We start from the raw sequence: 23,502 nt of genomic DNA on the forward strand, positions 1-23,502 counted from the left end.
TTTTGTCTCAAGAGGTTCCTTATGACACTTAAGCGGCAGGAAACGTGACTAGGTAAAGCAGTGCCACTGTTTGAGCTTGATAACTAACACAGCCATAGTTGTTACAGCGAGTTTGGCACTGATTAACCTGCCAGTTACGTTTTCTGCCGCTTTAGTGGAATATGGGTTCTCGCGTAACAAAAGTTCAAAACACCCCCCTTGGTCATCGTCCGCTTCCATAAACTTCCTTCATGCATTTGCCGTTGCCTGTTTAATTCAAATAAATCAGAAGGTTGTCATTTGGTTATTCCCAAAAGGGGGCACTTATTTTATAATAAACCTTGGAAGGCATTATATAAAATGCATAAGGGCAGAATGACAGCCTGATAATTGAAATTGCAAATTTTAAAAAACGGCAGCCAAGTTAAATACCAGTATAATTATCGATATGAATACGAATCCGGCAGCTTTGATAAGCTCTGCTCAGGAATATCGGTAAAAATTCTTCTAGCCAAATGAGAAAAAATAGTATACAATACATATAGTTATAATAATTATTACTATTACTATATATTGTTGAATAGAGGAGTTAAGGAGTGAGGCCTATGGATATTATGATAAAAAAGCGTAATGGAAATTACGAACCCCTGTATGTGGAAAAAACGAAGAAAATGGTAGCCTATGCCTGTGAGGGACTTTCCGGCTGTGACCCTGCGGAGCTTGAGATGGATTCCAACATCCAGTTCAGGGATGGCATGAGCACCAAGGAAATACAGAAAATTCTGATACAGACAGCCATTGAGAAGACCATACAGACTACCAGGGATACCTTCGGCAATGAGGTGAAGAAGACAAATATAGACTGGCAGTATGCGGCTGCAAGACTGCTGATGTCCGATTTGTACAAGGAAGCAGCCATTAACAGAGGATACAGTCATTTTGGCTACGGGGATTTTTACGAGCTGGTGGATAAGCTGACAAAACTCCGCTATTATAGTGCATATCTTATGGAGGAATATACAAAGACGGAAATAGAGGAACTTGGAGCATATATAAAGGTGGAAAGGGACCTTTTATTTAACTATGAGGGGCTTAAATTACTGGCAGACCGCTATCTGATACAGGGCTTTGATAAGGAAGTATATGAATTGCCCCAGGAGCGCTTTATGGTAATTGCCATGCACCTTGCCATCCCTGAAGGAGGGAAAAAGACAGAATATGCAAGGAAGTTCTATGATATCCTCAGTGAGCTTAAGATGACGGTTGCTACCCCGACCCTTGCTGCCGCGGGTACACCCTATCATCAGTTAAGCAGCTGCTTTATTTCGGTAGTAGGAGATAATCTCTGGTCCATATACGATGTGAATTCCAAATTTGCCAGTGTGTCCAAGCATGGCGGAGCCTTGGGAATCTATATGGGAAAGGTCAGAGCCTTAAACAGCGAAATCAGAGGCTACAAAAATACATCCGGCGGAGTGGTTCCCTGGATCAGGCTTTATAATGACACGGCAGTTGCGGTGGACCAGTTGGGCAGAAGAAAGGGCGGTGCTTCTGTGACCCTGGATATCTGGCACCAGGACCTTTACGAATTCCTGGATTTGAAGACCAATAACGGGGATGACAGAAGAAAAGCCCACGATATCTTCCCATCCTTAAGTATCCCCGACCTTTTTATGAAAAGGCTTCTTGAGAGAGGAGAATGGTCCTTATTTGACCCCTATGAGGTACATAAGCAGATGGGCTTTTACCTGGAGGACTGCTATGATGAAGAAGAGGGCGGAGAATTTACCAGGCGCTATCTTGCCTGCGAGAACAATGGGAATTTGAGCCGTACGACCGTTTCTACCCTGGATATTATGAAGAAGGTAATGAAATCTGCCGTAGAAACAGGAACTCCCTTTATTTTCTTCCGGGATACGGTAAACAGGGCCAATCCCAACAAGCACGCAGGTATGATCTATGCTTCCAACCTCTGCCATGAGATTGCCCAGAATATGAGTGAATCTTCTCTTATGGAGGAAACCATTGAAGACGGAAAGGGGCAAAAGGATGTCCTTGTAAGGATAAAATCAGGGGATATGGTCACCTGCAATCTGAATTCCATCAATCTGGGACGGGTTGACAGGGAAGACCTGAAAGACATCATTCCCTTACAGATACGAATGCTGGATAATGTTATCACTTTGAACCAGTCTCCTGTGGCGGAGGCCAGAATTACCAGTGACAAATACCGTGCTATCGGGCTTGGGACCAGCGGCTATCATCATTATCTGGTCAATCATGGGATTGCCTGGGAAAGTGAAGAGCATTTAAAGGAAGCGGACCTGCTATTTGAGGAGATTGCCTACCAGGCCATTAAGGCTTCCTCCGAGCTGGCCAGGGAGAAGGGTTCCTATCCTGCCTTTACTGGTTCCCAGTGGCAGACGGGAGAATATTTTACAAGCAGGGGATATACCTCCGGCAGGTGGCAGAAGCTAAAGGAAGAGGTGCAGGAATACGGCCTGCGAAACGGCTACCTGACTGCCATAGCTCCTACGGGAAGTACCTCTAACATAGCAGGTACCACAGCGGGAATCGACCCTATATTCCGGAAATTTTTTATTGAGGAAAAGAAGGGAAGCTTTACCCCAAAGGCCGCACCGGATTTATCGGAGGAGAACTTCTGGTTATATAAGGAGGCACACCACATTGACCAGCTCTACAGCATAAAAGCCTGCGGTATCAGGCAGAGGCACATTGACCAGTCCCAGTCCTTTAACCTCTATATAACCCCTGAGGTCAAGGCAAAGGATATCTTGAACCTCTATGTAGAAGCCTGGAAGAATGGCGTGAAAACAATTTACTATGTACGCAACCAGTCATTGGAGATGGATGAGTGTACAAGCTGCTCCAGTTAGAAAGCATATAGAAAGGCAGTGCTAATAAAATAAAGAAAATTATTACTATTTATTTAGGCAGTTTCTTATTAAACTTGTAAAATCCATGGGAGGAAATATGATTAAGAAAAAAATATTTAATGAGAATGGCGTGAGAGGCACAGAGACTCTGATTGAGGGAAATACCACTAATCTGAGGGAATGGAACCGTATTAAATACAGTTGGGCAAAGACCTTTTACCGGACCATGTTAAATAACTTCTGGATTCCGGAAGAGATTTCCCTTAATGAAGATATCAAGCAGTTCCCTTTGCTGACAAACGGTGAAAGGAATGCCTTTGACAAGATTATATCCTTTTTGAACTTTCTGGATTCCATCCAGAGTGAGAACCTGCCTAACCTCTCCCGGTATGTAACGGCCCCGGAGATTTCCTCCCTGCTTAATATTCAGGCCTTTCAGGAGGAAATCCATGCCCAGAGCTATTCCTATATTCTGGACACGGTGACCAACCCGGTAACCAGGGATAAGATTTATGACGAGTGGAGGGAGGATAAGCAGCTTTTGGAGAGAAACCGCTATATCGCCAACATTTACCAGGAGTTTAATGAAAATCCTACCACGGATAATTTTATCCGTACGGTTACTGCCAATTATATCCTGGAGGGAATCTATTTTTATTCTGGCTTCAGCTTCTTTTATACACTGGCAAGACAGGGGAAGATGACGGCGACCAGCACCATATTTAAGTATATAAACAGGGATGAGATAACCCATCTGGTACTTTTCCAGAATATCATAAAGGAGCTCAGGAATGAAAAGCCTGAGATTTTTACACAGGCTGTGCTGATGCAGATCAGGGAAATGATGAGGACCGGTGTAGAGCATGAAATCCGCTGGGGCCAGTATGTTACCAATAATGAAATCCTTGGGATTAATGATACCCTTATTGAAAAATACATTAAATATCTGGGTAACCAGAGGTTAAAGGCCATTGGACTGGAGGAATTGTATCCGGAAATCACAGAGAACCCTATGGCCTGGATTGAAGGCTTTTCAAGTCTTAACCAGACCAAAACGGATTTCTTTGAAGCAAAGGTTACCAATTATACCAAAGCGGCAGCTTATGATTTTGATGACCTGGAATAAAGCAGCTTAAAATCCCATGGCGGTCTTGACCGCCTCTGTCAGCTCCTTTGAGGTCAGAAGCTCCAGCAGCTTAAAGGCAACATAGGGAGCTGTCTGAGGACAATAGGAGGTAATAATAGTATTGTCTGTAACAACGGGTTCGTTTACTACAATGGCTTCGAATTCCCTTAGCTGCTGCTGACGGCGGCCGCCGCCCAGATGATAGGTGGTTGCCCACCTGCCCTTTAGGATGCCGCTCTTTCCAAGGGCCAGGGCAGCTACGCAGACAGATGCCACAGGCTTTTTCTGCTCATGGAATTCACGGATTATTTTTAAGAATTTTTCATCGTAGGCTTCCTCATAAAAGCCGAATTCTTCAAAGCCTCCCGGTATGGCAAGGGCGTCATAATCCTCTGTGCGTATCTCCTGAATTATTTTATCCACTGTTACCGGAACGTGAAAGGTGCTGATTACCTGTTTGGTAAAACCACAGGTTTCTACTGTTATGTTAGAGCCAAAATCGTTTCCCGCCCATCCGAAGATGTCTATAAAAACAGAAAACTCCATGGTTTCAAAGCCCTTTGCCAGCAGTAATAATACTTTCATAAATACCTCCTTGGATTCTGTTGATTGCTTTCATTAATAGAGGGAAGGGATTCCCCTGCCGATTAGTTTGAAAAATGCATTGCATCGGTATAATAAAGAGAGTATAGCATAGAAAATTGAAGGAAAGCTACCGTTATCTTTCATAAATCCAGAGCTTTCCATAAGATTCCGGGTTGGCAGAAGCAGTTTATTTGTTTATAATTTCATAGAGCGATTTTTTACTTTTTATCCGGGAGTATCATTAGCAGCTTTGTGACAGGCCTGGATATTAAAAGAATAGGAAAAGCGCAGGAGGCTTACTCCTGACAGGAAGGAAAGGTATGGTTAAGGTTCTGTTTGTGTGTCTTGGGAACATATGCCGCTCACCCATGGCAGAATATGTTTTTAAGGATATGGTCCGGAAAAGGGGAATTTCGGAGCAATTTTTTATAGCCTCTGCCGGAACCAGTAACGAAGAGGCAGGTAACGGGGTTCATAGGGGAACCAGGAATAAATTAATGGAATTTGGCATAGATACCTCTGAAAAAAGGGCAGTGCAGCTTAAGAAAGAAGATTACAGCCGCTATGATCATATTATCGGAATGGAAAATAGCAATATTTTTGCAATGGAACAGATTTTTGGGGGAGATCCTGAATATAAAGTAATGAGACTCCTGGATTTAGTGCCTTGCCAAAGAGATATAGCAGACCCCTGGTATACGGGGAATTTCGATAAGACCTATGAGGATGTATATGAGGGCTGCCTGGCTTTGCTTGAATATATCTGCAAAAATAAGAGTTGGTGAAACGATAATTCAACTTATATAATCTTTCTATTTAAGCAGTATCGCAAGCATGCTTACGATGCAAAAGGGTATTAATATGTAATATACATTTAATGAAAACGTAATTAAAATGCCAAGCATTTAACATCATTCCATGTTAATATAGGTATGTATGAATGAGTAATAGGGTTATTAAATACAATATATAAACTAGAAGGTGTGAAAACATGAATGAGCAGACAAATAAAAACATAAGTAGCAGCAAGGGCAATGGCAGTATTGCAAAAAAGGCACTTCTCTACGGTGGAGTTGCTGTGGCAGTCCCTCTCTTATTAATATACTTATTTCTGGCATTTTATTATAAGAACCATTTCTATCACAACACCACGATTAATGGTGTAAGTGTTTCAAGTATGACAGAAAAACAGGCTGAAGCAGCAATTAATGAAGAAGTGGAATCCTATGTGCTGGCAATCAAAGAGCGTAATGATGTGACAGAAAAAATATATGGAGAGGATATCGGGCTTAATACCGTATATGATGAGAAATTATCGGATTTACTTACGACCCAGAATCCTTTTACCTGGCCCTTTTCATTACTCAAACCCCATGATATTACCATGAAGGCGGCTCTTTTATACAATGACGAATTATTTAAGGAGTATTTTGACGGGCTTAAGTGTTTTGCAGCGGACTATAATATAGCGCCGACGGATGCCCATATATCCGATTACGGGGACAGCGGATATGTAATTGTACCGGAGAACCAGGGCTCTAAGGTAGACTCGGACAAAATGCTTAAGGCGGTAAAAAAATCCATCCTTTCACTGGAACCGGAATTGAACCTGGAAAAAGCAGAGGTATATGAAAAGCCTGCTGTATATTCCGATAATGCGGAGCTCTTAAAAGCTATGGATAAGATGAACAAGATGGCAGGAAGCAGGATTACTTATCATTTTGGTGATGCAACAGAAGTACTTGACGGGGAGAAAATCAGTAAGTGGCTGTCTGTTGATGACAAGATGAAGGTTACGCTGGATGAAAACGGCGTAAAGGAATACGTGGATTACATAGGAAAAACCTATAATTCCTTCGGCAGAACCCGTACCTTTAAGACCTCCTATGGGGATGTGATACAGGTAAAGGGCGGCGATTACGGCTGGTGGCTTGACAGGGCGACAGAAAAGGATGACCTTATAAAGCTGATTAAAAAAGGCCAGCAGATTGAAAGAAAGCCTGTTTATTTTCAGACAGCCCAGCAATACGGAACCGATGATATCGGAAATACCTATGTGGAAGTAAATCTGACAGCCCAGCATTTATTCTTTTACAAGGATGGAAAGCTGGTATTGGAATCGGATTTTGTATCCGGTAATCTTTCCAGAAACTTTGGAACACCTGTGGGAACCTATCCTGTCCAGTATAAGGAAAACGATGCGACTCTGAACGGAGAGGATTACTCCACACCAGTAAAATACTGGATGCCCTTTAACCATAATATCGGATTTCATGATGCTCCCTGGAGGGGATCCAGCTTCGGCGGAAGAATATATATGACAAGTGGCTCTCATGGCTGCATTAATATGCCCCCCAGTAAGGCAAAGCTTATGTTCGCTAACATCAAGCGCGGTGTTGCCGTAGTAGTATATGAGCTGGCGGGAACAGAAAGCAATGGAAAGGATAACAAAGACAGCCTTGTAAATAAAAAGCCGGAAAAAAGTAATAAAACAAATGATTCCAATAACGGACAGGGAGAATAAGGCTAATACAGCATAGCTGGAAGAAATACATGAAAAAGAAAAGCGAAAGCCTGCATTTTAGAGCATTCAATGCCTTAAAATGTACTTTCGCTTTTTTCTTTATTTTGCTTTCGTATTTTAACGTTTCCGGTACCGGAATCAATAGCTTCAGCACTAATATTTTTTAGCTGACCTGCCTTTATAATAGAGAGCCCCCGATAAGCAGACCAGTCCGCAGAATATGATAAAACAAGCTACGTAAAAGGGATTGGATATCAAACCTCCAACCAGAATTATGAGGGAGCCTGCCAGACCCAGCACAGGGCAGATAACACCCTTAAAGAGGCTCTTAATATCTCCCTGCTTTCGAAGGGAAAGTACTTTGATATAAAGAAGCATATAGCAGATATAGCTGAATACAATGGCGATTTCACTGATATCACTCCCCTTAAGGATACCGCTTTTCGTTGTAAGGTAATGCAAAAGCATCCAAAGGGCTGCCGTAATATAGGCAATAAGGGCGGAGGGGAGGGAGAGCTCATATTTGGGGTGAAGCTTTGCGATTTTTTGGGAATCCGGAAGCATATTTTTGGAGGCCAGGCTCCAGGGCATACGGATGCTTCCCAGGGTCATGCCATTTACAACACCCAGTACGGAAATAACAATAAAGAACAGCAAAAGCTTCGTTCCGCTGCCTCCCAGCATAATTTCACCTGCTTTATTAACGGCTTCATTTCCGGTTGTCATGATATATTCGGAACCCAGCATGTTATTCAGTCCTACGAAGTATAGAATATATACTGACAATACTGTCAGAGGGCCGATAAACAGAGCCAGGGGCATATTTCTTTTGGAGTTCTTAACTTCATTGGTGATATTAACAGAAACTACCCATCCGTCATAGGAGAATGCAATGGGAGCCAGTGCCGCCAGCCAGCCCAGTCCTACCTGTGTTTTTCCTATCATTTTCATGCCTTCTGGAATCGCCACGCTCTGTCCGTGATAGAAGATACCGGCTATTGCAATGGCAATCAGGGGAATCAGCTTGATAACAGCAACCGCATTCTGGATATACCCGCCCAATTTATAGGACAGGATATTTATTCCGTAGAAAAAGGTAAATATAAGAAAGCCTAAACCGATCTGAGCTTCCAAGGATGCCTTATAACCCAGGAATAAGAAGATATATATAGCTGCAACCCATGATATCACCGCATTTATTGTCGGAAAGTAGATAAAGGTCTGAAACCATCCAAAACCGCTTGCAGCTCTTGGGGATATGAAGTGTTCAAAGTAGCTGATAATGCCTCCGGGACCTTCCGTACGGACGGAAAGCTCTGTAAGGGTCAGACTTCCGAATATAATGCTTAAGGCACCGATTACAAAGACGAGAATCCCCAGTCCAACGCTGCCGCCTGTATATTTCAGCACATCATCAACTTTAAAAAAGATACCGGAACCGATTACAATGCCGATAATCATAGCAGTAGCCGTAAATAGGCCGTAATGTTCATTCTGTTTATTTTTGTTTTCCATAGAAACTCCTTTTTGAATATGTAGCTGTATTAATCCTTCTGATTTTGTGGAATTCTAATACAGCGCACCGGTCTATTTTAATATTAATTGTTTAAATTGTCAAAAGAATATTTTTACTTCTATTAATTAGGAATATTATTGACAATCAGTACAATTTCATGCCTGTTCAAGAAAATCATCGCCTTGAACCTGGAAGGATGGGAATACCTAAATTTTAAACAAAATTTAATCTATTTATAAATAAAATGTAATTGCATATTTGAAGGGTTATTGATATGATTAACAAGAAATATTATCCAGCTCCTGGGTAAATGTTACGTTTCCTATAGATTGTCTCTAAAAGTGAACATCCGGATGACTGGTACCAATAATGGGCAAGGAGAGAAGAAGAATGTCGTTAATTGTCAAAAACATAACAAAGAAATACGGTGACAAGGTAGTAGTGGAAGATTTAAGCTTTGCAATTGAAAAACCGGGAGTATATGCGCTGCTTGGAACCAATGGTGCCGGAAAAACCACTTCTTTACGTATTATTTTAGGAATGCTTTCAAAGGATGGGGGAGACGTCTTATGGAAAGGAAAAGCCCTTGATACGGTCAGTGCCAATGTGGGCTATCTTGCGGAAGAAAGGGGACTCTACCCAAAGTATTCTTTGCTGGACCAGCTGCTGTATTTTGCCAGGCTTCGTAATGTTCCGAGGAAGACAGCCCTGAGCCGGATTGAATATTGGTCGGACCGTTTATCTGTGAATGAATATCTGTTTCCTCCCAAGGTCAAGGGGAAAAAGGTGAAAGCCAATAAAGCGGACCAGCTTTCAAAGGGTAATCAGCAAAAGCTGCAGTTAATGGCTGCTTTGATATCAGACCCTGAGCTGATTATCCTGGATGAACCCTTAAGCGGTCTGGACCCTGTGAATACCGAGTTATTCAAAGGCATTATCAGGGAAGAAATCGCGAAGGATAAATACCTTATTATGTCCAGTCATCAAATGCCTGTTATAGAAGAATTCTGCTCCGATATTACCATATTGAACAGAGGGAAGGCAGTACTTCAGGGGAATTTGAATGAGATAAAGAAAAGCTACGGCAGAGTCAATCTTTTTGTGAAGAGTGATGTGGAAATTGCTTCCTATATAGAAAGCTTCGGAATTCATATAACCAATAAAACTCCGGGTGAATATCAGCTAAAGGTGTTGGGAGAAGAGCAGGCAATGGCCTTTTTAACAAAGCTCATCCAGGATAAGATACCAATTGTCAAGTTTGAGTTAAGGGAACCTTCACTTCATGAAATATTTATAGAAAAGGTCGGTGATGTCCATGAAGAAAAGTAGTATAAGCGGCTGGAGGGATGTATTTGCCTTTACTCTGACGCAGACCTTGAAAAACAAGGCTTACAGAATATCCTTTTTTATTATGGCACTGATTGCAGTTGTTTCCATGCCCTTAATCCAATTTCTCACAAAAGGAGGAGAAGCAAACAGTGCAGAAACCAGCCCTGTGGCAAAGGTATATGTGCAAAATGAGACTTCCCTTCCGGAGCTTGATTTTTCCCTTCTAAAACAGACAGACACCTTTAAGGATACTGTATTTACCAATTTAACGGAGGATTATGATACTGTCACCCAGAGAATAGAAAAATCGGAAAGAGACTCTGTCATACTGACAATAAAGGAACAGGACAATTCATTTGTTCTTGCTTTTGCAAAAGCATCAAAAGGACCGGTAAAGGATGGTTCTATTGCACTTCTTGGAGAAAAGATGACCGACACCTTTCACTCTCTGCGGCTGACAGCCGGAGGGGTTACCAAGGAGCAGAATGAGCTTATCGGGGCAAAGGTGAATACAAAGACTGTTAAGCTGGATGCCCAGGGAAACCCGGTATTAGAGACGGACAAAGCCATATCCATGAATGAATACTGGTTTATATACGGTATCCTGTTCTTTCTGATGATGGTTAACATCATGGCAAGCTCCCATGTGGCTTCTTCTGTTGTGATGGAAAAGTCAAGCCGTATCGTGGAGTACCTGCTGATATCCGTAAAGCCTCTGGCACTCATGGTTGGTAAGATACTTGCTATGCTATGTGCGGTCTTAATTCAGATTATATCCCTGATGGTACTGGTGTTTGTTTCCAATAAGGTTTCTGCCTCCATGAGCTCTGGCAGCAAGGCCGGAATAATGAACCAGTATATACCGGATAATATTTTTCAAAATCTGAATATAGGAAATATCCTTCTCTGCCTTATTCTGATAGGACTTGGAATGATTTTCTATGCAGTACTGGCCGGAATGGCGGGAGCCACAGTTAGCAAAATGGAGGAGCTGAATGAAGGCATGACCCTGTTGACCATAGCGACTCTGGTAGGAGTTTACATCGGAATAGGAGCGGCTAATGTTTTAATGGGAAGCGGCAGCAATGCTTATGTTATTTTTGCCTTTTTATTCCCCCTTTCCTCCCCCTTCATCCTTCCCGGTGCCATTCTGATTGGCAAGGCGGATTTCCTCATAGCAGCAGGGGCCATTATACTTCAGATCATACTCAATATCCTGATGTTCAGTTTCGTGGCAAGCATCTATGAAACCCTGATACTCCATAATGGAAACCGTATCAGGCTAAAGGATTTATTTAAACTGAACAGGGGAGGTATGAAGGCATGAGGGAAAGATTCAGAGGCTTTCGTGCGGTATACGGCTTTACCTTTAAGCAGTTAGCCGGCACCATGAGCTATAAAATAACAACAGTGCTGATAGCCCTTTTATTGGCAGGCGGCCTGATATTAATTAGTGTATTTGGAGCCAATTCCGATAAGCCGGAGCCGGACGGCGGGAAGAGTAACAGCGGCAATGCGGCAGTAGAAGAAATATCTCCCGTGGATAATGTTCTGGTTATGGATGAAAGCGGCTTAAGTCCTATTAATTTCGCGCAGTTCCTAAAAGGAAACAAGACTTTTGAAGCTGTTAAATTCGAGAATTTTAACGGAACGGATTTAAAGGAAGCCTTAAAGGATGAAAAGGTTACGAAAAAGACCGTTATCCTTCAAATTACGAAAAATGATTCAGATTATGATATAAACGCAATACTACCGGAAGGAAGCATCCTTAGCGAAAAGGATACAGATGCACTTCTAAATACCCTGTCCTCTACCTTCGGATTAATTAAGCTGGATAAAGCGGGCCTTAGTACAGAGCAGCTTAACGAAGCGTTACAGCCTGTAACTTATACCTACTCCGATATTGGAAATGATAACAGTGTTGCTTCCATTATCGTAAAGATAGTTGCTCCCATGGTCTTTAGCTTAATGCTGTACTTTATGCTGATATTCTATGGTCAGGCAGTTAGCAAGTCCGTTTCGGGAGAGAAGACCTCAAAGCTGGTCGAAACATTGCTGGTCTCTGTGCGTCCGGATGCATTGATAGCCGGTAAGGTACTGGCTGTAGCCGTCCAGGGGGTACTGCAGTTTGTAATATGGATTGGTGCCTTATTTGCAGGGCTTTATGGCGGAAATGCCATTGCAAAGATGATCAATCCCGATTATTCCAATCCGGTAATATCCGTTATAAACATGATCAGGGATAATATCGGTCAGTCGGCACTGTCATTGCCGGCAGTAATACTGACAATTGTATTTTTCTTTGTTGGATTCTTATTTTACAGTGTTTTGGCTGCCCTGGCGGGAAGTATGGTATCAAAGCCGGAAGATGCTGCCTCTGCCCAGAGTATCTTACAGCTTCCGGTTGTAATCAGCTGGTTATTATGCTACCTTGTGCCCCTGAGCGGCAATGAAAGCTTTTTACCGGTTGCAAGGTATATTCCTTTTACGGCTCCCTTTTGTGTACCGGTGGATACTCTGACAGGTGTTGTCAACCTGTGGGAGAGCGGCCTGATGCTGGCAGTTATGCTTCTTTTTACGGCTGCATTTATCGGATTGTCGGCAAAGATATTTAAAGGACTTATTTTATACAATGGACAGAAGGTAAGTCTTAAGACCATTCAGGGAATATTAAAGGGAAGGTAATAAGCTCGGATGAAATTCCTTTTACAGCAGGAAGAAGCTCCACGGCCTTTTTATACAGCAGCTTCAAAGATGAAGATCTTTGTTTTGGTGTATTAAAAAATGCCAGGGAGCTTTTTTGCTTATAGACCTGCTTGTAATTAGGAAAAAGCGCATAGGAAAGGCTGGCAGTTGACTGGGAGCAGCATACCGGTTCACAGTTAATTCATAGATGAAATTAGCGGCTTAAACTTTACTTTGCGGGTAATATATAATATAATAAAAGCATAACATCTGAATTATTGGAATATGTGAAAGAAAAGCACTTTCACACTCCCTGTCTGCGGTATGCAATGGGAGCAAGTATGAAAATTTATACTATTTAATCTGACACTACGTTTACAGTAATAAGATAAGTCAATAATAAGATTGTAATGATTCACCCCTGGAAACAGAGCCTGGAGATAGAAAGGAAGGGATTACAATGAAACTGATTTATGTAATAGTACGGAATGTAGACAGCACAAGAGTAACGGAAGGCCTTAATGTGAAAGGATTTTATGTTACAAAGCTTGCATCGACAGGAGGATTCTTAAGAGAAGGCAATACCACTTTGCTCGTTGGTACGGAAGAAGAAAAAGTGGATGAGGTTATAGAATTAGTGAAGAAGGAATGCGGACCAAGACAGCAGATAATATCCAATCCGGTAGGTTCTGCCGAGTTCTATTCCACCCAGGTTATGGTAAATGTAGGCGGTGCTATTATTTTCGTTACAGATGTTGACAGATTTGAAAGAATTTAAGCTGTTTTTGCTAAAATAAGTTGCCTGAACAGAGTTATTTTAGTACAATTATACATTGAAGAAATACTATCTGAAGGAAAGGTACTTAAGATGAGCAAGACAGACAGCAAGGCGGAAGACTACATAGACTATCATGAAATAATAGAATGTATAACCGGTGCTTTGGATGCCAAGGATCAATATACTGCTAACCATTCCTGGAGAGTAAGTGAGCTGGCTAAGAAATTATGTGAAATTATTGGATTAAGCAACAGTGATACCAATGAGCTGCATATTGCGGCACATCTTCATGATATCGGTAAGATTGGAATACCGGATTCTGTGTTGAAAAAAGAAGGGGCATTAACTCCCGATGAGTGGGAATTGATGAAGAAGCACCCGGCAATTGGCTATGAGATATTAAATAAGTCCAACCGGATGAAGCAAATCAGCGGAATTGTCCTTCATCACCATGAGCGCTATGATGGAAGAGGCTATCCCGAAGGGATTAAAGGAAACGATATCCCCCTGGGTTCAAGAATCATTGCCATCTGTGACTCCATTGATGCTATGACAACGGAAAGAAGCTATCGCAGCATATTATCGCCGGAAGAGTGTTACATAGAAATTGAGAAAAACTTAGGGTTTATGTATGATCCCTTTATCGGCAAATATATTCTTGAACACTGGGAAGAGGTAATTAAACCGTTTCTTGATTTGAAAAATTGTATATAGTTTACTCTGACAAGGGGGATTCATCCGGTACCATACCGCATTGAATCCCCCTGTGTTCTACTGCTGTTGAGAATACAATCTGGGTACTGGTGCGGCCGAACTTCTGAATCTGTCCGATGAAGGCATCAAGCTCCATGGTGCTGGGAAAAGCCACCTTAATCAGCATGGCATAATGCCCGGTGACGCAGTTGCATTCAATAACATTGGGGGAGGTTTTAATAAAGGGGTAGAAATCTGCCTTTTGATAGGGCTCAACCTCCAGATTAATAAAGGCCGTTATGTGGTAACCTAATTTCAGCCAGTTGACCTCAGCATGATAGCCTTTGATAATTTCATCCTTTTCCAGCTTGGCAATTCTGGCTGCCACAGCAGGCGAAGATAAGAATACCTGGTCAGCAATTACCTTAAGAGGAGTTCTCGCATTTTTCTGTAAAATTTCTAGTATATGTTCGTCAACGTGATCCATTTAGATACCTGCTTTCATTGATTTTAGGCACATCCTGTATTTTTCTTAATATTATAAAATAATAATCCTGTGATTGCAAGCAGGATTCCTTTCCAAACATAATTTTATTAAGAAAAAACTGCCTGAAGCTATTTTTCAAAAAAAATAATTGAAATAATTCCAGCCAAATAATTAATTTTATTATGCGGACAGGGAAGATTATTTTCTTATATTCAAAGCTTTTATCAGCCTATTTACGGATAAAGGGAAAGGTGTTATTCTCATGTGCAGAAAGAAACCAGGAACTGTGGTTTCTGTTAATGCAGAAGTTGCAAAGAATGAAGGAAGGCAGGTTGCAGGGAATATGAGAATGGAAGCCGATTCAATGGGGAGTATGGCAATACCCGAAGAGGTATATTATGGGATACAGAGTTTGAGGGCAAAGAATAACTTTAATATGACAGGAAAGCCTTTGCATCCTCTTTTTATAACCAATCTGGCGAGGATTAAAAAAGCGGCTGCTTTCACAAATTATGAAGCCGGATTATTAACGAAAGAGCAGGCTTTTAGTATTATGAAGGCCTGTGATGAAATAATTGACGGTGAATTAAGAGATCAGTTTATAGTGGATGCCATTCAGGGAGGGGCCGGGACCTCTGCCAATATGAATGCCAATGAGGTGATTGCCAACCGTGCAATAGAGCTCTTAGGTGGCAGAAAAGGCAATTATTCTATTATTCATCCCAACGACCATGTCAACCTGGCCCAGTCTACCAATGATGTCATACCAAGTGCCGGAAAAATGACAACGGCAGAGCTGCTAAAAGCAGCAGTAGCAGAGCTTAAGCGGCTGTGTCAGGCGCTTAACCAGAAATCCGCGGAATTTAATCCCATCCTCAAAATGGGCAGAACTCAGCTTCAGGACGCAGTTCCCATCCGCCTTGGCCAGAGCTTTGGAGCATATCTGAATGCTGTGAAGCGGGATGCCAGAAGATTGATTCTGGCAGGGGATGAAATGCTCAGCCTGAATCTTGGCGGAACTGCTGTGGGAAGCGGAATGAATGTAAGTCCCTATTACTATTCTGCCATTATTCCAAATCTCAACAAGCTCTTTGGCCTGGATTATAAGCAGGCTGCCGATTTATTTGATGCAACACAGAATCTGGACGGTTTTGTGCAGGTATCCGGCTGCCTGAAGTCCTGCGCGGTGAACCTGACTAAAATCTGCAATGACCTGAGGCTCTTATCCTCCGGTCCCAGAACAGGCCTTGGAGAAATTAACCTTCCGCCTCTCCAGAATGGCTCCTCCATCATGCCGGGAAAAGTGAATCCGGTAATACCGGAGGTAGTGAACCAGGCTGCTTTTCAGATAATCGGCAATGATGCGGCCATAACCTGGGCTGCGGCAGCAGGGCAGCTTGAACTGAATGCCTTTGAGCCGGTGCTTTTCCATGACCTATTTGAATCCCTGGATTTACTGCGGCAGGCGGTGCAGACGCTGACAAACCTCTGCATAACAGGTATAACGGCAAATGAGGAGCGGTGCCGTAAGCTCCTGGAAGAAAGTGCCTGTGTGGCAACAGCCCTTTGTCCTGCCATAGGCTATGAAGAAGCGGCAAGAATTGCAAAAGCAGCATTAAAAGAAGGAGTCTCAGTAAAAGAAGTGGTCCGTAAAGAAAATATTCTCTCCGAAGAAGAAATGGAGAAAATCTTTGACCTGTTTCCCATGACCGTTGCACCAAGACAGGTGTTTTGTATTGAAGAAGTAAGGAAGCTGTGATACAGTAAAGTAGATAGGAATTGCTGCGGAATGAATAGCAATTCAGAAGGCACAGCAATCCCCACAGAAAAAATAACAGGAATGGTGATAAGGATGGTTAACAGGAAACGTATCATAGAAGAATTTCAAGAGCTGGTAGCAATTGATTCCCCTTCTTTTGGAGAGAGGGAAATGGCAGATGTACTGACAAAAAAGCTTACTGCCTTAGGCTTTCAGGTGGAGGAGGATGGAGCAGGCAAGGTATACGGTGGCAATGCCGGTAACCTCTACGCTTATCTTCCCGGAGAATTAGAAGGTCCGCCCCTTCTGTTGTCCGCCCATATGGATACAGTGGAGCCGTCAAGAAATAAAAAAGCCATTGTAAAAGAGGATGGAACGATAACCAGTGACGGCACAACAGTATTAGGAGCAGACGATTTATCAGGAGTAACGGCAATATTAGAAGCAATACGAAGCATAAGGGAAGAAAAGCTTCCCCACAGAAGCATTGAAATTCTATTTGCCATAGCAGAAGAGGTATATATCAGAGGAAGCGAGGTATTTGACTACTCCTTCATAAAAGCCAGGGAAGCCTATGTATTGGACTTAAGCGGAGAAATTGGAACAGCAGCCCTGAAAGCTCCAACCCTGGTATCCTTTGAAGCAGTCTTTACCGGAAAAGCAGCTCATGCCGGCTTTGCTCCGGAAGAAGGCGTCCACGCAATCGGAACTGCTGCAAAAGCGATTACATCCATTCAGATGGGCCGTATAGATAAAGAGACCACCGTAAATGTTGGCCTTATAGAAGGCGGCCTTGCAAAAAATATCGTGCCTGAAACCTGCATCCTGAAAGGCGAAGTAAGAAGCATCCGCCATGAAAAAGCCTTAGAGGAAACAGAAAAGATAAGAGCTGCCTTTGAAAAGTCAGCAACAGAGTCAAAAGCAAAGCTTACCTTTACCACCTCCTACGGCTGCCTTGCCTACGAGACCAGGGAAGAAGCCCCTGTCGTACAACGCTTTGAAAAAGCCTGCCAGGAATTATCCATACCAACCCTCTACGTTGAGACCTTTGGAGGCAGCGATAACAACAACTTTGTCCGAAATGGAATTTCAGGAATCGTAATGGCCTGCGGAATGTCCGATGTCCATTCAACCAAGGAGCATACCCATATCAATGACCTTGAGAAATGTACACAAATTGTAATAAAGCTTCTAACCTCAAAAAATTAATTCCAGTCAGAAGGTCTTGTTCAATAAATGCATAAACGAAAACTAAGATTAAAGAATAACTAATAACACTCGTATCAACTTAATATTACCTATTAAAATACTGGTTAAGGCTTGAACACTTTAACCAGTATTTTATATTAATGCTCACATCCCTTACAGCAAACCCTTATCAAACTATTAACCCTCCAATAAACATCAAAAAAATCAAAGGCAACAGGAAATAACCAGATGATTTGGGGGGCCGTTCCGGAGCTTAGTCTTGAAAGGTTCCTTATGACACTTAAGTGACAGAAACTGCTGCTAGGTAAAACCGTGCCACTGTCTGAGCGCAACTCCCCTTCCCTATTCCTCATCCTCCCAGCGAGTTTGGCACAGTTTTACCTGCCCAGCAGCAGTTCCTGTCACTTTAGTGGAATAAGGGCCCTTGAACAACAAAGCTCCGGAACGGCCCCTCAAATCATCGTCCACTTCCTCAACCCCCATCTTTTCCACATTTTCCCTGCCCATTTACATCTTGACTTTTCCCCATAAAAATGTTACCGTTTCCCTTGACTTGCATAAGACCGATTACATATTTAGTTAGGAGACAGTTATGTACATTACACAAGAGAAACAGGAAAAAAAATCCTTTTATAAACTAGTATTTTCCCTGGTGTTCCCCATGGCACTCCAGAACCTCATAAACGTAGGTGTAACCTCTACAGACGTTATCCTTCTGGGAAAAGTAGGTGAGACTTCACTGTCCGCCGCCTCACTGGCAGGGCAGGTACAATTTATCATGACCCTTATCTTTTTTGGCCTTACTTCCGGAGCTGCCGTATTAACTGCTCAGTACTGGGGGAAGAAAGACACGGCAACCATTGAAAAGATCATGGCAATCACCATGCGTTTTGCATTAGTGGTAGGAATACTGTTTACAGCTGCGGTACTTTTATTTCCAAGCCACATCATGCGGATATTTTCCTCCGAACAGAATGTAATAGACCAGGGAGTACAGTACCTGAAAATCATTGCATTTTCCTATATTTTGACCTCCTTTACCATGATATATCTTAATATCATGCGAAGTGTGGAAAGAGTAATCGTATCCACAGTGGTCTATTTAATATCCTTTATAGTAAATCTGGTGTTAAATGTAACCTTTATCTTTGGACTTTTTGGATTGGAGCCCATGGGAATCAGAGGAGCAGCACTTGGTACCCTGATTGCCAGGGCCTGTGAAGTGATTATAGTTCTATTTTATGCTTTCAAAATCAATAAAACCATTCGTTTTCATCCAAAGGTACTGCTCATCCGGGATAAGCTTCTAAGCAGGGATTTTCTGCATTATTCCATTCCTGTTATGCTGAATGAGCTGTTATGGGGAGCAGGTGTAGCCGCCAATGCTGCGATTATCGGGCATTTGGGTCAGTCTGTGGTTGCTGCCAATTCCGTGACCCAGGTGGTAAGACAGCTTGCTACGGTAATCACCTTTGGTGTATCCAATGCTACGGCCATCATACTTGGCAAGGCAATCGGAGAAGGAAAGGAAGAATTGGCGAAGCTTTATGCAAAAAGGCTTGTCAGAATAACAATCGTTCTGGGATTGTCTGGATGTGTTATTATTTTACTGGTAGGAAATGTTGTGGGCCATTATATGAACTTAAGCGGTGAGGCTCATTCCTATTTGAAATTTATGATGTTTGTAATGTCCTATTTCGTTATTGCCCAGGCGTTTAATACCACCATGATTGTGGGAGTATTCCGGGCAGGAGGGGATACCAGGTTCGGACTTATTCTGGATGCTTCTACCCTCTGGGGAGTAGCAATCCTTTTCGGAGCCCTGGCGGCTTTTGTGTTCAAACTGCCGATTCCCATAGTTTATGTAATTATTATGAGTGATGAGATTATAAAGGTTCCGCTGTCCACATGGAGGTACCGCTCTATGAAATGGGTAAGGAATGTAACAAGGTAGTAATAGAAGTGAAGGTGCAGGTTCTCCTGCACCTTTTTTAGAATAACCAGACAGAAAGCTTTGCCAGCCTCTATTTAGAAACACTGAAAAGTAACGATATTGTTAAGAGAAATCCTTTGATAAATCCATCCAAAGCCTCTCCAGCGAAATCCAATGGCTGTCTGCCGGCCTATATATGTCGGAAAATACCAATAGCTAGTTCCATTTGCCAGCCAGACATAGGTGGTTCTATTAAGACAACCGCGCATACCCGTAGAGCCGTACTGAGAAGCCGGCATTGGCGGGGTGAAAGGAGGCGGTGTAATCAAGGGTACAGGGGGAGGTGTTTGGTAGCCCTGACCATTGGGACGCTGCATGGCTGTAAGTTTTTTCTGACAGTATGGTCTTTGAATACTGCATTTATCCGAAGGGCTGTTTATTGATTGCTCCAACTGCAAGTGTATTCCCCTTTCTGATTTATATTATAATTTATGCCGGAGGAGCTTTTTGGTGTTACTATTCTGGCAGGAAACAGTCATAATTTTATTGGTAAATTAGGAATTCTGTAAAATTAATGACATTTGGCTGTAATAAAGGCCGGGATTTGTAATTTAAGGGCTTTTGGATAGATTTTATAAACATACTCTGAAAATGGCAGAACGTATTAGCACTTATTTGGAGGATTATATTATGCTAAAATCCGATTCTATGCTTTGATTGGTAAATCTACATATTATTTTAAAAATATATTGACATATTTAAGCTTTATTGATAAACTATACACATCAAATTAATATTTGCTGGATTGTTACTGTTAAGCAGGCAAGACCAAATTTTGTGAAGTCGTGTATTTCATAAAATTTGGTCTTTTTTATTGATTTTGATTGAATTAAATTGCGGGGGGATGAAGATGCAGGTAGAGCGGGTCATAAATAATAATGTTGTCAGTGCATTTGACTCTAAGGGGAAAGAAGTCCTGGTAATGGGGAAAGGTGTTGGATTTCAGGGCAAAAAAGGGAAAGAAATTGACAAAAAGCTGATTGAAAAGATTTTTTACCTGGAGACTCAGACAGAAGTTGATAAGTTCAAAGAATTGCTTGCAAATCTTCCTTTGGAACACATTCAGGTATCAAATGAAATTATCACATATGCTGATAAAACTTTAAACCGTAAGCTGAATCCGAACATTTATATTACTTTGACGGATCATATCAATTTTGCCATAGAGAGGTTCAGGCAGGGAATGCTCTTCGATAATCCGCTGCTATGGGATGTGAGGAGATTATACCGCAGAGAATACCTGATTGGAGAATATGCCGTGGCATTGATTGATAAGCAGATTGGCGTACGGCTTCCGGTGGATGAAGCGGCTTCAATTGCCCTTCATATAGTAAATGCGGAGTATAGCAACGTAATGAGTGAAACAATGAGCATCACGAAAATCATTCCGCAGCTGGTTGAGATAGTAAAAACGGAATTTGTTATTCAGTTAGATGAGCAGTCGATTCGGTATGAAAGCTTTGTGGCTTATCTGAAGGGTATGATGCAAAGGATTGTAAACAAGGAGCAATTAGACAGCATCGATCAGGAATTTATCGATATGGTGAAAAAACTGTATCCCGGAGAATTTGCCTGTAGTAGAAAAATAGCGGATTTTCTTACAGGACATTATCCGGATGCTATTTTAGCAGAAGAGCTGGCAATGCTGTCTATTCACATAAGGCGGTTGATTCTGGGAACCAGAAGAGAAGGTTAAAATCACGATTAAAGCAAAATCAAGGCTGGTGGTTAGGAGGAAATATGCTTGGCGGATTAATGAATAAATTGGGTTTAAGTAATAAGGACAAGGACATTATCATTTATTCCCCGGTGAAAGGGGAAGCATGTTCTTTAAAGGAAGTAAATGATCAGGTGTTCAGTGAAAAAATACTGGGCGACGGACTTGCAATAAAGCCTTTGACCGGAAGGGTGGTCGCTCCGGTAGATGGAACCATCGGATTGCTCTTTGAGACAAAGCATGCAATCAGTATTATATCAGAGCAGGGGGCGGAAATTCTAATACATGTGGGCTTGGATACCGTGAATTTAAAAGGCGAATTCTTTAAAGCTTTTATCAGCACAGGGGATAAGGTAAAAGCCGGCGATCTGCTATTGGAATTTGATATGGAGCAGATAAAGGCAGCGGGCTATGATGTCATCACGCCGGTGCTGGTCTGCAATACGGCAGCCTATTCGGAAATCATTCCCGTTACAGGAAAGCAGCTGGAAGAATTAGAAAAGGCCCTGACAGTTAAAAAATAAAATAAGCTGTTTCATACAGGATAATAAAAAGGAGGATTTATTTTTATGATGAAGTTTTTACAAAGACTGGGTAAATCACTGATGCTTCCAGTAGCATGCTTACCGGTAGCGGGTATTCTGCTGGGAATCGGGTATATGATTGACCACAACGGATGGGGTGCCAATAATATTATTGCAACATTCCTGATAAAAGCAGGAGGAGCAATCATTGACCACATTGCATTGCTGTTTGCAATTGGTGTTTCTGTCGGTATGTCCGATGACAACGATGGTACTGCCGCACTTTCCGGCCTCGTTTCCTGGCTGCTGTTTACTACCTTATTATCCAGTGCCGCAGTTGCCATGTATACAGGAGCGGACGCAGACCCTGCATTCGCCAGTATAGAGAATGTTTTTGTGGGTATTCTTGCCGGTCTTATCGGTTCCTACAGCTATAATAAATTCAAGAGCACAAAGCTGCCGGACTATCTTGGATTTTTCAGCGGTAAGAGATGTGTTGCAATTGTAGCTGCCGGTATTACTGTTGTGTCAAGTGTTGTGTTATATTTTGTATGGCCCTTTTTATACGGAGCCCTGGTTGCCTTTGGAAAAGCAATTGTCAGTACAGGAGCAATCGGTGCCGGCCTCTATGGTTTCTTCAACAGGCTGTTAATCCCTACAGGCCTTCACCATGCGTTGAATAATGTATTTTGGTTTAATCTTGCCAATATCAACGACCTTGGTAATTTCTGGAAGGGCACCGGTACCTATGGAGAGACAGGTATGTACATGTCCGGCTATTTCCCGGTTATGATGTTTGGTTTACCTGGCGCAGCATTAGCCATGTATCATACGGCTAAATCCAATAAAAAGAAGGTGGCAGCCTCCTTACTTGGAGCCGCAGCACTTTGTGCTTTCTTAACAGGTGTTACAGAGCCTTTGGAATTTTCTTTTATGTTTTTGGCTCCCGGCTTATATGTAATACATGCAGTATTGACAGGTATCTCCTGTTTTGTCGTAGCATTGCTGCCTGCAAGAGCAGGTTTTAACTTCAGCGCCGGCTTATTTGACTACATATTAAGCTTCAATGCTCCTATGGCAGAAAATCCTTTATTACTGCTTCCTGTTGGCCTTGCATTCTTTGTAATTTACTATGTGGTATTCCGTTTCGTAATTACGAAATTTAATTTAAAGACTCCCGGCAGGGAAGAGGATGACACAGAAGCAGAAATGAAGGTTACCTTAGCAAATAACAATTTCACGGAAATCGCGGCAGTTATCCTGGAAGGACTAGGCGGAAGGCAGAATATCTCCACCATTGACAACTGCATCACAAGACTTCGTGTTGAAATTAAAGATTATACGGCAGTCAATGAAAAGATGATTAAATCTGCCGGTATCGCAGGTGTTATCCGTCCCAGCAAGACCAGCGTTCAGGTTATCATAGGAACCCAGGTTCAGTTCGTTGCGGATGAAATTAAAAAGATGATTTAGCTTCACTGTAAGTAATTGAGGGGAAATGAAATAGAAGGTTCAGATTAAAGGTGCTGTGGTACTGTATTGGGGGGGTACTACGGCACCTTTGTATATTGTTATGATGATTCGAAAGTTTATTGATAAATTTTGTTTACTAATTCACAAGGCGGTAGTATAATAAATGCAGATACAAAAAGATAAGTATGTACTGATTAAAAGGGTCCGCCCCGATTGAAAAGGCAGAAG

Annotated in this window: 20 protein-coding genes; 15 read left to right on the forward strand and 5 right to left on the reverse strand. The window is 42.2% G+C overall.

Annotated features, from left to right (window positions below; genetic code table 11):
• Nucleotides 1–48: 48 nt before the first annotated feature.
• A complete protein-coding gene (locus BUB77_RS29925; RefSeq protein ID WP_170866654.1) occupies nucleotides 49–219 on the reverse strand; it encodes a hypothetical protein in 171 nt (56 codons plus the stop codon).
• A gap of 365 nt (nucleotides 220–584) precedes the next feature.
• Here BUB77_RS29925 and BUB77_RS14125 point away from each other — a divergent pair, with 365 nt between their 5' ends.
• Nucleotides 585–2,876, forward strand: coding sequence for a ribonucleoside-diphosphate reductase subunit alpha (locus tag BUB77_RS14125; RefSeq protein WP_073276983.1), 2,292 nt, complete (start codon nucleotides 585–587; stop codon nucleotides 2,874–2,876).
• Between the two features lie 97 nt (nucleotides 2,877–2,973).
• Nucleotides 2,974–4,002 (forward strand): ribonucleotide-diphosphate reductase subunit beta, encoded by a 1,029-nt coding sequence (locus BUB77_RS14130; protein WP_073276985.1) that lies wholly within the window; start codon nucleotides 2,974–2,976, stop codon nucleotides 4,000–4,002.
• A gap of 6 nt (nucleotides 4,003–4,008) precedes the next feature.
• Here the strand turns inward: BUB77_RS14130 and BUB77_RS14135 are convergent, their stop codons facing one another.
• On the reverse strand, nucleotides 4,009–4,587 hold the full coding sequence (locus tag BUB77_RS14135; RefSeq protein WP_073276987.1) for a DJ-1/PfpI family protein: 579 nt from the start codon (nucleotides 4,585–4,587) through the stop codon (nucleotides 4,009–4,011).
• 320 nt (nucleotides 4,588–4,907) lie between these two features.
• Here BUB77_RS14135 and BUB77_RS14140 point away from each other — a divergent pair, with 320 nt between their 5' ends.
• Both BUB77_RS14140 and BUB77_RS14145 read left to right on the forward strand, forming a co-directional pair.
• Nucleotides 4,908–5,372: a low molecular weight protein-tyrosine-phosphatase gene (locus tag BUB77_RS14140; RefSeq protein ID WP_073276989.1), complete on the forward strand. Its 465-nt coding sequence runs from the start codon at nucleotides 4,908–4,910 to the stop codon at nucleotides 5,370–5,372.
• Nucleotides 5,373–5,578: 206 nt separating this feature from the next.
• The gene (locus BUB77_RS14145; protein WP_073276991.1) at nucleotides 5,579–7,111 is read left to right on the forward strand and encodes a L,D-transpeptidase family protein; all 1,533 of its coding nucleotides are present in this window, start codon (nucleotides 5,579–5,581) and stop codon (nucleotides 7,109–7,111) included.
• Between the two features lie 153 nt (nucleotides 7,112–7,264).
• Here the strand turns inward: BUB77_RS14145 and BUB77_RS14150 are convergent, their stop codons facing one another.
• Nucleotides 7,265–8,626 carry an APC family permease gene (locus BUB77_RS14150; protein WP_073276993.1) on the reverse strand — a complete coding sequence of 454 codons (1,362 nt, stop codon included), beginning with the start codon at nucleotides 8,624–8,626 and terminating at the stop codon, nucleotides 7,265–7,267.
• A gap of 391 nt (nucleotides 8,627–9,017) precedes the next feature.
• Between BUB77_RS14150 and BUB77_RS14155 the strand changes: the two genes are divergently transcribed.
• The 5 genes from BUB77_RS14155 (at nucleotide 9,018) to BUB77_RS14175 (ending at nucleotide 14,133) form a co-directional block, all read left to right on the forward strand.
• Nucleotides 9,018–9,956: an ABC transporter ATP-binding protein gene (locus BUB77_RS14155; protein ID WP_073276995.1), complete on the forward strand. Its 939-nt coding sequence runs from the start codon at nucleotides 9,018–9,020 to the stop codon at nucleotides 9,954–9,956.
• Nucleotides 9,943–11,283: an ABC transporter permease gene (locus BUB77_RS14160; RefSeq protein ID WP_073277050.1), complete on the forward strand. Its 1,341-nt coding sequence runs from the start codon at nucleotides 9,943–9,945 to the stop codon at nucleotides 11,281–11,283. The genes BUB77_RS14155 and BUB77_RS14160 overlap by 14 nt, the downstream gene beginning before the upstream one ends.
• Complete coding sequence (locus BUB77_RS14165; RefSeq protein WP_073276997.1) at nucleotides 11,280–12,641, forward strand: ABC transporter permease; 1,362 nt, start codon at nucleotides 11,280–11,282, stop codon at nucleotides 12,639–12,641. The genes BUB77_RS14160 and BUB77_RS14165 overlap by 4 nt, the downstream gene beginning before the upstream one ends.
• Nucleotides 12,642–13,101: 460 nt before the next feature.
• Complete coding sequence (locus tag BUB77_RS14170; protein ID WP_073276999.1) at nucleotides 13,102–13,419, forward strand: cyclic-di-AMP receptor; 318 nt, start codon at nucleotides 13,102–13,104, stop codon at nucleotides 13,417–13,419.
• A gap of 90 nt (nucleotides 13,420–13,509) precedes the next feature.
• Nucleotides 13,510–14,133: an HD-GYP domain-containing protein gene (locus BUB77_RS14175; RefSeq protein ID WP_073277001.1), complete on the forward strand. Its 624-nt coding sequence runs from the start codon at nucleotides 13,510–13,512 to the stop codon at nucleotides 14,131–14,133.
• A gap of 1 nt (nucleotide 14,134) precedes the next feature.
• On the opposite strand, the gene BUB77_RS14180 is transcribed toward BUB77_RS14175, so the two are convergent.
• A complete protein-coding gene (locus tag BUB77_RS14180) occupies nucleotides 14,135–14,599 on the reverse strand; it encodes an Lrp/AsnC family transcriptional regulator (protein WP_073277003.1) in 465 nt (154 codons plus the stop codon).
• A gap of 343 nt (nucleotides 14,600–14,942) precedes the next feature.
• Here BUB77_RS14180 and BUB77_RS14185 point away from each other — a divergent pair, with 343 nt between their 5' ends.
• The 3 genes from BUB77_RS14185 (at nucleotide 14,943) to BUB77_RS14195 (ending at nucleotide 19,521) form a co-directional block, all read left to right on the forward strand.
• Nucleotides 14,943–16,358, forward strand: coding sequence for an aspartate ammonia-lyase (locus BUB77_RS14185; protein ID WP_073277052.1), 1,416 nt, complete (start codon nucleotides 14,943–14,945; stop codon nucleotides 16,356–16,358).
• Between the two features lie 30 nt (nucleotides 16,359–16,388).
• Nucleotides 16,389–17,567, forward strand: coding sequence for a M20/M25/M40 family metallo-hydrolase (locus BUB77_RS14190; RefSeq protein ID WP_242962511.1), 1,179 nt, complete (start codon nucleotides 16,389–16,391; stop codon nucleotides 17,565–17,567).
• A 592-nt stretch (nucleotides 17,568–18,159) separates the two neighbouring features.
• On the forward strand, nucleotides 18,160–19,521 hold the full coding sequence (locus BUB77_RS14195; protein ID WP_073277005.1) for an MATE family efflux transporter: 1,362 nt from the start codon (nucleotides 18,160–18,162) through the stop codon (nucleotides 19,519–19,521).
• Between the two features lie 74 nt (nucleotides 19,522–19,595).
• Here BUB77_RS14195 and BUB77_RS14200 read toward each other — a convergent pair whose 3' ends face one another.
• Nucleotides 19,596–19,952, reverse strand: coding sequence for a hypothetical protein (locus BUB77_RS14200; protein WP_139241189.1), 357 nt, complete (start codon nucleotides 19,950–19,952; stop codon nucleotides 19,596–19,598).
• A 458-nt stretch (nucleotides 19,953–20,410) separates the two neighbouring features.
• Here BUB77_RS14200 and licT point away from each other — a divergent pair, with 458 nt between their 5' ends.
• Genes licT through nagE form a run of 3 tightly spaced genes read left to right on the forward strand, consistent with a single transcriptional unit; the run spans nucleotide 20,411 to nucleotide 23,274 of the window.
• Nucleotides 20,411–21,256, forward strand: a complete 846-nt coding sequence (licT, locus tag BUB77_RS14205) for a BglG family transcription antiterminator LicT (protein ID WP_073277007.1) — start codon at nucleotides 20,411–20,413, stop codon at nucleotides 21,254–21,256.
• A gap of 44 nt (nucleotides 21,257–21,300) precedes the next feature.
• Nucleotides 21,301–21,801 carry a PTS sugar transporter subunit IIA gene (locus BUB77_RS14210; protein WP_073277008.1) on the forward strand — a complete coding sequence of 167 codons (501 nt, stop codon included), beginning with the start codon at nucleotides 21,301–21,303 and terminating at the stop codon, nucleotides 21,799–21,801.
• Between the two features lie 45 nt (nucleotides 21,802–21,846).
• Complete coding sequence (nagE, locus tag BUB77_RS14215) at nucleotides 21,847–23,274, forward strand: N-acetylglucosamine-specific PTS transporter subunit IIBC (protein WP_073277009.1); 1,428 nt, start codon at nucleotides 21,847–21,849, stop codon at nucleotides 23,272–23,274.
• Nucleotides 23,275–23,502: the final 228 nt, after the last annotated feature.

The sequence above is a fragment of the Anaerocolumna jejuensis DSM 15929 genome (genome assembly GCF_900142215.1).
Taxonomy (GTDB): Bacteria; Bacillota; Clostridia; order Lachnospirales; family Lachnospiraceae; genus Anaerocolumna; species Anaerocolumna jejuensis.